Below are 12,540 nucleotides of genomic sequence, written 5' to 3'. Positions count from 1 at the left end.
TTTTTTATGCCTGACGCAGGCGCTCCGCCACCCACGCCTGCAACCGGCGGCGCGAAATCTTGATGCCGCCGTTTTTCAGCTCGTCAGGCAGCGGAAGCAATGCCGTCGGGCGTTGGAAATTGGCGAGCTTATCCTGCGACCAGACGAGCAGCGTCGCCAGCGACAGCGACGGATCGCCGTCGATCACCGCCACCGGCCGCTGACCGAATTCGGCGTCCGCCACCGGCACCACAAACGCCTGCGATATCTGCGGATGCGCCGCCAGCACGCGTTCGATATCTTCCGGCTGCACCCCTTCGCCGCCGCTGAAAAACAGGTTGTCCAGCCGGCCGAGAATTCGCAGTTCCCCCTCGATCATCGCGCCGCGATCGCGGGTCGGGAACCAGCCCTGCTCATCGGCCAATGGTTGCAGATGGCCATGACGCCAGTAGCCAAGCGCCAGGCTGTCGGCGCGGATCCAGACCTCTTCATCCACCAGTTTTACCTCGCGGCCGCCGAGCGGCAGGCCGACGCCCGCCCGCGCATCGGCGCGCTTGGCGCACACCGTGGAGGCCAGTTCGGTCAGCCCGTAGCCGCACCAACAACGGATCCCCGCCGCCTCCGCCCGCTCGGTCAGCTCCACCGGGATCATCGCGCCGCCGAGCAGCACCGCCTTCAGCGTCATGTCCGCCAGCGGTTGCGCCAGCAGCCGCCACAGCTGGGTCGGCACCAACGAGGCATGCGTGCATCCCGCCAACGCCTCGTTCAGCGGGTGCATCTCGCGCACCGCCAACCGGGCGCCCGCCGCCAGCCAGCGCCAGACAATGCCCTGTCCGGAGACGTGAAACAGCGGCAATGACAGCAGCCAGCAATCCTCGCGCTGAAACGCCATCAGCTCCAACACCCCGGCGGCGCTGGCCAGATGGTTGGCATAGCTGTGCGCGGCCGCTTTCGGCATGCCGCTGGAACCGGAGGTCAACGTCAGCGTCGCCAGACGCTGCGCATCCCACGTCGGCAGGTCTGGCCAACGCGGCTCGGTCGACGGCGGGGTCAATCGAATCACGTCTTCCGGCAGCGCCGGCAACGAGTCCGGGCCGAAGACAAAGGTCATATCCAATTCCGGCAACAGCTGCGCCAGCAGCGGCGTCGGCAAGGCGGGATTGAGCGGCAACAGGCGTGCGCCGCACTGCAACAACGCCAGATAGGCCAGCAGCAGTGGATAGCTGTTTTTACCGCACAGCGCCACACCGCAGCCCGGTTCAACGCCCTGATGCTGGAAATCCGCCGCCAGCTCATCCACCTGGCTCTGCAACGCCAGCCAGCTCAGCGGTTGTTCGCCGAGCATCAGCGCCGTCGCCTGCGGCTGAGTGCGCGCCCAGTGTCGCCACGGCCAATCGTTCAACGGCGCCATAGGCACTCCAGCGCCGAGACATCCAGCAGCGGCAACGCGCTGCCCGGCCACGGGCGCAGCACCTGCGCCTGCATCAACCCCAGCGTGTCCAGGCCCGGCACGGTATCCGGCGTCAGCCAATGGGCGATGCGCGCCAGTTGAGTCAACCCCAGGCTGGATTCGAGGCTGGAGCTGATCACCGCCGTCAGGCCCGCCGCGTGCGCCTGCGCCACCAGCGTCTGGCAACGCGCCAGGCTGCCGACCAGCGTCGGCTTGATCACGATGGCCGCCACGCCCGGCTCGGCCTGCACCACAAAGTCCGCCTCCCGCACGCTCTCATCCCAGGCGATGGCGATACCGGTCGCCCGGGCGAAGTCGCGCGATTCATCACGGGTCTTACAGGGCTCTTCCAGGAAGGCGATGCGATCGCGCCACGCCGGGTTAACGTACCTGGCGAAGCCGTCGGCCTTGGCGCGGGTCCAGCTGCGGTTGGCGTCCAGCCGCAGCCGCAGATCCGGCAGCGCCTCCAGCAACACGTTGACGATCATGCCGTCCCGCACCGCCTCATACAGCCCCACCTTCACCTTGGCGACTTTCTCGCCCGGCAAAGCGCTCAATGTCTCGAACAGCTCATCCGGATCGCCGGTGCACAGCGGCGCCTTGCGAAAATCCGCCTGCATCGGCAAACGCTGCTCCAGCTCGGCCTGCGCACAGCTGAGCCCAAAGGCCACCGAGGGCAGCGCGCTGTGCTCCGGTTCGTTGCCCGCCAACCACGCCTGCAGCCAGCCCAACGCGGCCTGTTCGGCCTGCGCCGGCGTTTCCCGGCTGAATTCCGGCAGCGGCGCGATCTCGCCCCAACCTTCACGCTCGCCCTGACGCAGCTGCACCACCCATCCGTCACGCGTTTTCAACCGTTGATTGCGCAGCACCACGCCCGCCTCCATCGGCAGGCTGTAACGGTATAGCGCCGCGCTGCGGTTTGCCCCGCTCATTACGGGTTACGCTTGAATTTGCTGAAGTCCGGTTGGCGCTTCTCGTTGAACGCGTTGCGCCCTTCCTGCCCTTCGTCGGTCATGTAGAACAGCATGGTGGCGTTGCCCGCCAGCTCCTGCAAACCGGCCTGGCCGTCGCAGTCGGCATTCAGCGCCGCCTTCAGGCAGCGCAGCGCCATCGGGCTGTTCTGCAGCATTTCGCGGCACCAGCGCACCGTCTCTTTTTCCAGATCGGCCAGCGGCACGACGGTATTGACCAGACCCATGTCCAGCGCGGCGGCGGCGTCGTACTGGCGGCACAGGAACCAGATTTCGCGCGCCTTCTTCTGGCCGACGATGCGCGCCATGTAAGACGCGCCCCAGCCGCCGTCGAACGAGCCCACTTTCGGGCCGGTCTGGCCGAAGATGGCGTTATCCGCCGCGATGGTCAGATCGCACATCATGTGCAGCACGTGGCCGCCGCCGATCGAATAGCCGGCCACCATCGCCACCACCGGTTTCGGGCAGGTGCGGATCTGGCGCTGGAAGTCCAGCACGTTGAGGTGATGTACGCCGCTGTCATCGCGATAGCCGCCGTAGTCGCCGCGCACTTTCTGATCGCCGCCGGAGCAGAAGGCCTTATCGCCGGCGCCGGTCAGAATAATGACGCCGATGCCGTCGTCGTAACGGGCGTTGGCCAGCGCGTCGATCATCTCTTTGACCGTTTGCGGGCGAAACGCGTTGCGCACCTGCGGCCGATTGATGGTGATTTTGGCGATGCCGTCGGCGGATTTGTGATACAGAATGTCTTCGAAATCGCCGGTGCAATCCTGCCAGGCGATAGCGGCATACAGGTGTTCTTCATTCGGATAAAGCATGTTCGGTTCCTTTAACCAGGGTTAACGAGAAAGGTCTGCAGCTCGGCGACGAAATCCTGCGGATTGGCCAGATGCGCGTTGTGGCCGGCCTGCGGCACGATGCGCAACGGCAACCCGGCGTCGCGCGCCAGCCGTTGAAATTTGGGGTCGTTCTCACCGCACAGCACCCGCAGCGGCACGGTCAGTTGGCGCAGCTGCGGCGCCAGATAAGGCTGTCTCCCGAGCGAGGTGGCTTCGAGCATGTCGGCAATCGCCGGGCCGCTGTTGACCGAACGCGCGGCGATCAGCGCCTGGCGGTGCACATGGCTAAGCTCTTTGAACACCGGTTGCTGATACCAGTCCGCCAGGACTTCGGCAATCGGCTCACTGCGAAAACGCGCCGCCCATCGCGCATCCTGCTCGCAACGATCGCGGCGCTGTTGTTCGTCCTCAAGCCCCGGGTTGCCGCCCTCGACGATCACGCCTTGCAGGCCGTCATGGCGGCCGTGGCAAGCGTGATACATGGCGATGCGCCCGCCGAGCGAGTAGCCCACCAACCAATAACGTTCAATATTGCGCAGTTGCAGGGTCGCGGCGATTTGCGCGCTGATGTCGTCGAAGCCGCGGCAGCTCACCGCCACGGAATCGCCGTGGCCGGGCAGATCGATGGCCAGCGACGGCCATTCCGGGCAACGCGCGGCGATCACCCGCCATTCATTGTTGTTGCCCAACAGGCCGTGCAGCCATACCAGCCACGGACGCCCCGCTTCGCCCTGTTGCAAAATTCGCGTCGCCAGCATCATTGCACCGCCATCTGTTGTACCAGGAATTGCAGACTCTCGGCCCCTGCGCTCGGCGACACCTGCAGTTCTATCAGCGTGGCGCCGCCGCGCCGCCAGCCTTGCTCAACCGCCTGTTGCAGTTGGCGCCAGTTTTCCGGCCGCGCGTAGTCAAGCTGGAACATCGCCGCCGCGTGGCTGAACTCGACGTTCTGCGGCATGCAGTAAAAGCGTTGGCGCTCCTCGTCCGGCGTCGGCAACAGCGAGAAAATTTGGCCGCCGTTGTTATTGACGACGATCAGCACCGTCGGCGCCGAACAGTGGCGCAACAACGCCAGCGCATTGAGGTCATACAACGCGGAAAGGTCGCCCACCACCGCCAACGTCGGCCTGGCGGTGGCGCGCTGTACGCCGGCGGCGGTGGAAATCAGACCGTCGATGCCGCTGGCGCCGCGGTTGCTGAATACCGGGTAAGCGACAGGCAGCGTGGTTAACGCGTCGATCAATCGCACCACCAGGCTGTTGCCGAGAAACAGCTGGCCGTTCTCCGGCAGCAGTTCCGGCAGGCGGTGCGCCAGCTGCGCTTCGCCAAAGTTATCGTGCAGATGCGTGGACGCCGCCGTCAGCGCCTTATCCGCCAAGACCGCCAGCCCGGCGGCCCACGGCGCGCGCGGTTGCGCCGGATGCTGCGCCAACCACTGCGCCACCCCGGCACGCAGACGCCGCCCCCGGTGCTGGGCCGGATCGAGCCGCCCCGGCAGCTCGTCGATGACCCAATACTCTTCCGGCCGACACTGCGCCTGCCACTGCAGCAAGCGTTTACCGGTCAGACTGCCGCCGAACTGCACCACCAGCTGCGCGTCTTGCAACACGCGCTGCGCCTGCGGATGAGCGAGCCATAAATCGGCGCAGGGCAGCGGTTGCCCGGTCTGCGACAGCACATCGCCGATCAGCGGCCAGCCCAGCGTCTCGGCCCAGTCGGCCACCTGTGCACCCTCTTCCGCGCTCATGCGGCCAGCCAGCACCACGCCGCGTTTTTGCCGCCAGAAGAACCAGTCCGGCTGCGGCGACGGCGCCGCACGCGTCTCGCTTTCCTGCAGCCAAGGCCGATCGCTCTGCCACCAGTCGCCCAGCGCGGCGGACCAATCGGCATACTGACGTTCATCGCCGCCGTACAGCGGTTCGGCGAACGGGCAGTTAATATGCAACGCGCCGTGCTGCAGGCGCGCCATCGCGCTGTCGACGCTGGAGGCCAGCCACGCGGCCGGAATATCCTGCGTAGGACGCGGCAGATCGATCGCCAACGTCGGGTGGCTGCTGTAGAGGCCGTTTTGACGGATCGCCTGATTGGCGCCGCAGTCGATCAGTTCCGGCGGCCGATCGGCGGTGAGAAACACCAGCCGCTCACCGGTCAGGCCGGCCTCGATTAAAGCCGGGTAAAGGTTCGCCGCCGCGGTACCGGACGTGACAATCACCGCTACCGGCTCACGCGCCGCCTTCGCCAGCCCAAGCGCCAAATGGCCAAGCCCGCGTTCATCAAAGTGGGTATGACAGATAAAAGATCGGTTGGCCGCAGCGGCCAGCGTCAACGGCGTGGAGCGCGATCCCGGAGCGATACAAACATGCCGCACCCCATGGCGGGCCAGCGCCTCGAGCAGCACAGCCGCCCACCGGCGATTAAAAACACTTGTCGACATAGTTCGCTCACAAGTCAGTTAGCAGAGATCGTCCCCGGCGCAGCCGACGGACGCCGCGCCTGTAGTTACGCTCTGTATTATATGAGGTGTTATTTTCACGGCTTTTGCGCCAGCGCAAAAACGCCGTATATCCCTGGGTGTTTACACCAGATAATTATTTGATTTAGAACAAAAAACAAACAATAAATACACAAACACTTTACACCTGCGGCGACATGGCCTCAATTCGTCCGCACAAAAAACAGGGGAATAGCGCCCCGCCTGCGGCGGCTAGCGGAAAGTATAGGCGGGATATGGAAGAACTATCGGAGAAACAGCGGGATGAAGCACACAGTCTGCAGAAAAGAACGAGGCGGCTTGCGCCGCCCCTGGGGCGTGATTTATTTGCGGGCCAGCAGCAGCCCCAGCACCAGCCCGACGGTGGCGCCGATGCCCACGCTGTGCCAGGGTTTATCCCGCACATAGTCGTCGGTGCGGTGCACCGCTTCTTTGGCGCGGGCATAGTAGGATTCGCCGGTGTTCACCCAGCGCGCCTTGACCTCACTCAGCGCCTGCTCGGCGTGCGACTTGATGTCGATGTAGGCCTGATCCGCGCGATCGCCGCTGTATTGCAACACTTCTTCCAGCGTTTCGGTCAGCATTCTCAGATCGTCATCCAGCGTAGTTTGCTCAGCATCCGTATGTCTTGCCATCGTGAGATCTCCGTGGTTGAAAAATTAAGCGTTCCTACACTATAGACAACGATCGTCACCTGCGGCCATCGGACTTTTACCCTAAAACACTAATTGCACCTTGGCGGCCTGGCGCTTGTCGCCGGCAAACTCCAGCGCCTGCGCCAGTTGGTCCCCGGCGAACTCCGCCGACAGCAGCGGCAGCGGATCGACCACATCGCCGGCCAGCCAGGCCACCGCCAGCGCGAATTCCTCCACGAAGCGGAAGGAGCCGAGCAGATTCAACTCCTTGGCGATCAACAGCATCAGCGGGAAATCAGGGAAGCTGCCGCCCATCCCGACCTGCACGACGGTGCCCTTGGCGCGCGTGACTTCCAGGCAGCGCTGCAGCGACGTCGGATGCCCTGCTGCCTCGAAAGCGATGTCGAAATAGCCTTTGTGTTGCTGATATACGCTGAAATCGTCGTCTGCGGCATGCAGACAGCGGTCCGCCCCCATCTGGCCGGCGAGCGCCAGACAGCGCGGGCTGAGATCGGCGCAGACGATCTCGGCGGCGCCCAGCGCTTTCAGCGCCGCCACCAGCAAACAACCGATCGGGCCGACGCCGGACACGAAAACCGTTTTACCCTTCACCGCGCCGGGCTGTTTCGCCGCGTGGATCGCCACCGCCAGCGGTTCGGCGAATACCATCACCCTGTCGTCGCGATCGGCGGCGTAAGGAATGCACTGCGCGCTATCCACCACCTTGTATTGGGTGAAAGCGCCGTCGACGTGCGGGAAATACATCGCGCTGCCGAAAAAGCGCATCTCGACGCACTGATTGCTTTGCTGCGCCAGACAATATTTGCACTGCCCGCAGGGTTTGCTGGGATTGAGCGCCACCTTCTGCCCGATCGCCAGCTGCGGTGAATCGCTGGCGACCACCTCGCCGATCGCCTCGTGGCCCAGCACCATCGGCTGGCGTACCTGAAAATTGCCGACCTTCCCTTCCTGAAAGTAATGCAGATCCGAGCCGCAGATGCCGCCGCGGCGGATTTTCACCAGCGTGCCCTGTCCCTGATAATTCACTTCTTGCGCGATCACCGCCACGTCTCGTTTGCCGTTGACCATGCAGGACTGGGTTTGAATTTTCATCTCAACACTCCACGAAAGAGGGATTACACCGCGGCGGACATGCCGCCATCGACAAACAGCAGCTGCCCGTTGACGAAGCTGGAAGCGTCGGCGGCCAGGAACACCGCCGCGCCGATCAGCTCCTGCGGATCCCCCCAACGCGCGGCGGGCGTGCGCTGGGTCAGCCAGGCGGTAAAGGCCGGGTCGTCGGCCAACGCCTGCGTCATCTCGGTTTTGAAATAGCCGGGGGCAATGCCGTTGACCTGAATGTTGTAACGCGCCAACTCCACGCACATGCCGCGCGTCAGCATTTTCACCGCCCCTTTGGACGCCGCGTAAGGGGTGATGGTGTCCCGCCCCAGCTCGCTTTGCATCGAGCCGATATTGACTATCTTGCCGCGCCGGCGCGGCACCATGTAACGGGCCACGGTCTGCGACACGATGAAGACCGCCTTCTGGTTGACGGCGATGATGTCGTCCCAGTCTTGCTCCGGGAACTCGGTGAAGGGATGACGGCGCTGGATGCCGGCGTTGTTGATCAACACGTCTATCGCGCCGATGTCCGTTTCGATACGGCCGATGGCGGCATGCACCGCCTGAGAGTCGGTGACGTCGAACGCCGCCGCGTCGGCGCGCAGCCCCTCTTCGCGCAGGCGATCGGCAGCGTGCCGGGCATGTTCTTCGGTGGTGGCATTGACCAGAATATGCGCGCCTTGCTGCGCCAGGCCACGCGCCAGCAGAAAACCGATGCCGCGCGAGGCGCCGGTGATCAAGACGGTTTTGTTATCCAGAGAAAACAGGTTGTTCATGGTAATTCCCGGCCTTCAGGCCTCCAATCGGACAGGCCTCTATCTCAGCCGATTGTTACCGGTAAAAACGTGATGGAAATCACTGAAAATAATGTTACGAAACCCTGTTACCCTTAACGTGAACTCACGCAGACAGCAAGAGAACAAAGCCAATCTATCCAATTGAAAAATAGCCACTTTCAATAAAATCGCATGCGTTGTTATCACCAAATCGATTTGTTAACATACCGCTATCCACCCTTGCCGCGCCGCCCGTTAAGGCTACCGAATGAAACCCCCCCGCGTAACGCTACAGGACATCGCGCAATTGGCCGGCGTGACCAAAATGACCGTCAGCCGTTTTCTGCGCACGCCGGACAAAGTGGCGGCCGACACCGCTGAACGCATTGCGCAGGTCATGCGGGAGCTGAACATCACTGACGCCGATACCGCACAGGCCGGCAGAAAACCGCGCATCGGCGTGTTGATCCCCTCTTTCAATAACCAGATTTTCGCCGATCTGCTGGCCGGCATCGAATCCGTCACCCAGGCGCGGGGTTATCAAACGCTGGTGGTGAACTACGATTACAGCCCGCAGCGGGAAGAAGAGCAGATTGCACAGCTGCTGGCTTATCCAATCGCCGGGCTAATCCTCACCGATTCGGCGCACACCTTGCGCGCTGAGACCTATCTCGCCGCCGCGAAAATTCCCATCGCGCAGGTGATGGATCTCGACGCGCCGCCGGGGCGGATCGCGGTGGGATTTGACAATGAACAGGCGGGGTATGACATGACCGCCGCGCTGCTGGCCAGCGGCAAACGCCATATCGTTTACTTTGGCGCCATGTCCGACGCCCGCGACATTAAACGTTACCAGGGTTACTGCCGCGCCATGGCGGCTCAGGGGCAAACGCCGCGCCAGATCACGCCGCATCGGGTCTCATCGGTTTCGATCGGCGCCGACATGCTGGCAATAGCGCGCGAACGCTACCCGCAGTTGGACGGTATCCTGTGCACCAACGACGATTTGGCGGTAGGCGTGTTGCAGGCCTGCCTGCGTCTCGGCGTGCGCGTGCCGCAGGAGGTTGCGCTATCGGGTTTTCACGGTCTGGATATCGGCCAGGCGACCACGCCGGGCATCGCCAGCGTGATCACGCCGCGCTTTGAGATGGGTAAGGCCGCCAGTGAACTGTTGCTGCAGCGGATCGCGGGCGAGCCCTGCGCCGAGCGTCTCGATCTGCACTACCGCCTCTCACTCGGCGGCACCGTTTGAGCCGGCATGCCGGCTGACCGGCTGTGCGGCGCGGGCTTTTTCGCTGCGCGCCGCCCACCACAGCCCGCTGTTTTTCATCGCATAGCCGAATAGCAGGCCCACCAGCAAAGAGAGCGTCACCAGCGGCCAGTCGCCGCCGCCGGCGAAGGTCGCACAGGCGCCGATAAAGGTGCCGGGCACGAACCCCAGCCATTGCTGTTTGGCCTGTATGCACATCAAGAACGCCACGGCGCCGGTCAGCAGATACCCCAGCAAATTCCATTGCGGCGCCAGTTCGCTGCCGTGGATGATGACCATTGCCCAGAAAACGCCGCTGCAGCAGGTCAACGCGCCGATCAACAGCCCTTTCAGGCCGCCCTGCGGGCAGGCGAAATAGGCCGTGCAGCCGAGAAAACCGGCCCAACCGATCAGGCCCAGACTGACGGCAACCCATCCCCAAACGCCGGACAGGATCCCGGTGGTGACGGCAATGGCGAAAAGAACGTTCATAAAGTGACCTGCAGCAAAAAGAAAGCGCGCAGTTTACCCGAAAACAGGCCAATTTATGCGATACAAATCACATCATAAATGTAATTAAAGAATCATTAATTATAAAAAATAGATATTAATCACAAAATAATTAGCAAGGGAACCCCACCCGGGACGTTTTCCATGCCAGCAACAGGCACACTGCGCTGCTGCTCAAGAACAGCAAATGGGTCGCCTGCTGCAGATCGACGCGATCGACCACCACGCCCAGCAAGATCGGCACCCAGTTGGCGATATAAGCGATAACGTAAAACAGAGAAAGCAAACGCGCATGGCTGGTCGGCGGCGAAATCAAGTTCACCAGGGTCGCGCTGCCGACGAAAATGGCGCCGTAAGCATAGCCGGCCACCACCAGCCCCACCGCCGCCAGCCCCAGAGAATGCCACTGGATCGCCATGGCGAACACCACTGCCGCCAGCACCTGCGCCAGGCAACCGAACAACAGCGAATGACGGGCGTTAACGCGGCGGCTCAGGATCTGGCTGATGCCGGCGATCAGCAGATACACCGCAATCGCATAGCCAAAGACGCCACGCTGGTGCATGCCTAACAGCGTTTCCGCCACGCCGGGGCCGATTGCCAAAATACTGGCGGCCAGCGCCCAACAGACAAACAGCGCGCCGGCGCACACAAAGAATTTACCGCCGGTAGCGCGCAGGCCATCGAGCAGCGTGCTTTTTTCCTGTTCGGCCGGCACAGCGCGGGCCGGCGACGCAACCTGGCCACGCGGCCACAGCAGCATGACGCCCAACGCCGCCATGGCGGCAATGGCCATGATGAAAACGAACGGCAGCGTCGTAGGATGAAAACCGGTCTGCAAAGCGATGCCGCTGAAGATCGGCCCCAGCGCTAATCCGGTGGTGAATGACAGCGTTGCGATTAACGCCGCGCTTTTACCGCCGTCGCGCGGCCCAAACCGCACCAACGCGATGTTCGCCGCGCCGGTCAGCGCCCCGGTGCCTACCCCGGCCAGCAGCCGCGCCATCAGCATCATGGCAAAGGTATCAGCCAGCGCGAACAGCAGCGCGCCGCTCAACACCACCAGCAACGCCGGCACGATCATGCTGCGTAAATCCTTTACTTTGCCGGCCAGATTGCCGACGCCGAACAAAGAGATCAGCACGCCGGCGGCATAGGCGCCGTAGATGACGGTCAGACTGACCGAGCTTAGCGCAAGCTGCTGCTGATACAGCGGATAAAGCGGCGTCGGCGCGCTGCTGTTCAGCAATGCCGACATCAAAGCCAGCGCCAGGAACAGTAAAATGGCCGTGCGCGACGCCTGTGCGTTTGCTGGCGCCGCGTCCTGGATGGCGGTATTTTCTGACATGCTTCCACTCCCAAAGTCGGCAGGCGGCGGCCTGCCATCGTCGTCTTTCCTCACCCGGTCTGCCGGGAACGGCGCTTATCATAGCGTTACGACGACGGGCGAAGTATCGTCAAGAATGAATCACCCTGATGCATTCTTGCATCACCGGAGAAATAACCGCCGATGTGCGTGCCGTTGACCGTCTTTCTCTCCCTCCAGGCGGAACAACGCTTTATGATAGATACCGGTATCGTTCGCCCGGCCCGCACTGCTCCCCTGGCGCCGACAAATCTGCAGAGAGGAAATGGCATGATGAATTGGGATGACGCGCGCTTCTTTCTGGCCGTCGCACGCTGCGGCACGTTACGTAAAGCCGCCAACCAGCTGCAGGTTGATCAAGCGACCGTCGGCCGACGTCTCACCGCCCTGGAAAACTCGCTGGGTTCGAAATTATTTATCCGCACGCCAAAATCCTTCTCCCTCAGCCCGCTGGGCGAATCCATGCTGGCGGACATGATGAAGATGGAAAATGCCGTGCAGGCGATCGCTCGCAAAGCCGCCGGCGGCGACGAAAGTCTGTGCGGCAACGTGCGCATCGCCACCACCGATACCCTGGCCGAAGCCTTCGTGATACCGGCGCTGCAAGATCTGCGGCAACGCTATCCGGCCATCACCGTCACGCTGTTGACGGCGCTGAACATCACCGATATCGCTTACCACAGCGCGGATCTGGCGATCCGCGGCGCGCGCCCCGATGACGATGAGCTGATCATCAAACGCTTAGCCACTATCGAAATGGGCCTGTACGCCAGCCCGCACTATCTGGCGCAACGCGGCATGCCGGTCAAAGGCGAGCAGCTGCGCGGCCACGATCTGCTGATGTTCCCGCGCGAACTGGTGCCGCGCCACTGGAGCAATTTCGGCGGCGAGACCCTGTTCGAGCCCAACGCCGTGCTGCAATGCAATTCGCAGCTGTTGTTACGTTCGGCCACCCGCAGCGGGCTGGGCATCGGGCTGCTCTTGTCGTGCCTGGCCGACCACGACCCGGAACTGGTGCGCCTCTTTCCCGAGAGCAAAGACTGGGTGGATATCTGGCTGGTGCTGCACCCCGATTTGCAACGCGCCGCTCGCGTGCGCGCGGTGGTGCAGGCGCTGGAAACGTCGTTTAGCGCCCATTACGGCTGAGTG

General features: G+C 63.0%; 12 protein-coding genes. 2 read left to right on the top strand and 10 right to left on the bottom strand.

Going from position 1 to position 12,540, the window contains the following annotated elements:
• Window positions 1-4: 4 nt before the first annotated feature.
• The 8 genes from menE to idnO all read right to left on the bottom strand — a co-directional run bounded on the left by menE (window position 5) and on the right by idnO (window position 8,266).
• The gene (gene menE, locus J0X03_RS07085; RefSeq protein ID WP_047574287.1) at window positions 5-1,390 is read right to left on the bottom strand and encodes an o-succinylbenzoate--CoA ligase; all 1,386 of its coding nucleotides are present in this window, start codon (window positions 1,388-1,390) and stop codon (window positions 5-7) included.
• Window positions 1,378-2,361: an o-succinylbenzoate synthase gene (gene menC, locus J0X03_RS07080; RefSeq protein ID WP_033651932.1), complete on the bottom strand. Its 984-nt coding sequence runs from the start codon at window positions 2,359-2,361 to the stop codon at window positions 1,378-1,380. The genes menE and menC overlap by 13 nt, the downstream gene beginning before the upstream one ends.
• Window positions 2,361-3,218, bottom strand: coding sequence for a 1,4-dihydroxy-2-naphthoyl-CoA synthase (gene menB / locus J0X03_RS07075; protein ID WP_033639797.1), 858 nt, complete (start codon window positions 3,216-3,218; stop codon window positions 2,361-2,363). The genes menC and menB overlap by 1 nt, the downstream gene beginning before the upstream one ends.
• Window positions 3,219-3,229: 11 nt before the next feature.
• Window positions 3,230-4,000: a 2-succinyl-6-hydroxy-2,4-cyclohexadiene-1-carboxylate synthase gene (gene menH, locus J0X03_RS07070; protein WP_033643848.1), complete on the bottom strand. Its 771-nt coding sequence runs from the start codon at window positions 3,998-4,000 to the stop codon at window positions 3,230-3,232.
• Window positions 3,997-5,673: a 2-succinyl-5-enolpyruvyl-6-hydroxy-3-cyclohexene-1-carboxylic-acid synthase gene (menD, locus tag J0X03_RS07065; protein ID WP_160204448.1), complete on the bottom strand. Its 1,677-nt coding sequence runs from the start codon at window positions 5,671-5,673 to the stop codon at window positions 3,997-3,999. Before menD ends, menH begins: the two co-directional genes overlap by 4 nt.
• Before the next feature lie 380 nt (window positions 5,674-6,053).
• Window positions 6,054-6,365, bottom strand: a complete 312-nt coding sequence (gene elaB, locus J0X03_RS07060; RefSeq protein WP_033643850.1) for a stress response protein ElaB — start codon at window positions 6,363-6,365, stop codon at window positions 6,054-6,056.
• 81 nt (window positions 6,366-6,446) lie between these two features.
• Entirely contained in the window at window positions 6,447-7,478 is a 1,032-nt protein-coding gene (idnD, locus tag J0X03_RS07055; protein WP_033643851.1) for an L-idonate 5-dehydrogenase, read from the bottom strand.
• A 23-nt stretch (window positions 7,479-7,501) separates the two neighbouring features.
• A complete protein-coding gene (idnO, locus tag J0X03_RS07050; protein ID WP_033643852.1) occupies window positions 7,502-8,266 on the bottom strand; it encodes a gluconate 5-dehydrogenase in 765 nt (254 codons plus the stop codon).
• A 268-nt stretch (window positions 8,267-8,534) separates the two neighbouring features.
• On the opposite strand from idnO, the gene J0X03_RS07045 reads away from it, so the two are divergent.
• A complete protein-coding gene (locus J0X03_RS07045; protein WP_160204449.1) occupies window positions 8,535-9,518 on the top strand; it encodes a LacI family DNA-binding transcriptional regulator in 984 nt (327 codons plus the stop codon).
• Here J0X03_RS07045 and J0X03_RS07040 read toward each other — a convergent pair.
• Both J0X03_RS07040 and J0X03_RS07035 read right to left on the bottom strand, forming a co-directional pair.
• Window positions 9,498-10,007, bottom strand: coding sequence for a DUF1097 domain-containing protein (locus J0X03_RS07040; RefSeq protein ID WP_033643854.1), 510 nt, complete (start codon window positions 10,005-10,007; stop codon window positions 9,498-9,500). The two genes, J0X03_RS07045 and J0X03_RS07040, sit on opposite strands and share 21 nt — an antisense overlap.
• A gap of 130 nt (window positions 10,008-10,137) precedes the next feature.
• Complete coding sequence (locus J0X03_RS07035; protein WP_042785096.1) at window positions 10,138-11,373, bottom strand: MFS transporter; 1,236 nt, start codon at window positions 11,371-11,373, stop codon at window positions 10,138-10,140.
• A 288-nt stretch (window positions 11,374-11,661) separates the two neighbouring features.
• Between J0X03_RS07035 and J0X03_RS07030 the strand changes: the two genes are divergently transcribed.
• Window positions 11,662-12,537, top strand: a complete 876-nt coding sequence (locus J0X03_RS07030; RefSeq protein WP_046687544.1) for a LysR family transcriptional regulator — start codon at window positions 11,662-11,664, stop codon at window positions 12,535-12,537.
• The last annotated feature ends 3 nt before the right edge of the window (window positions 12,538-12,540 follow it).

The sequence above is a fragment of the Serratia ureilytica genome (genome assembly GCF_017309605.1).
Classification (GTDB): domain Bacteria; phylum Pseudomonadota; class Gammaproteobacteria; order Enterobacterales; family Enterobacteriaceae; genus Serratia; species Serratia ureilytica.
Note: the sequence above shows the minus strand (reverse complement) of the source record. Positions and strands in the feature narration are given on the sequence as shown.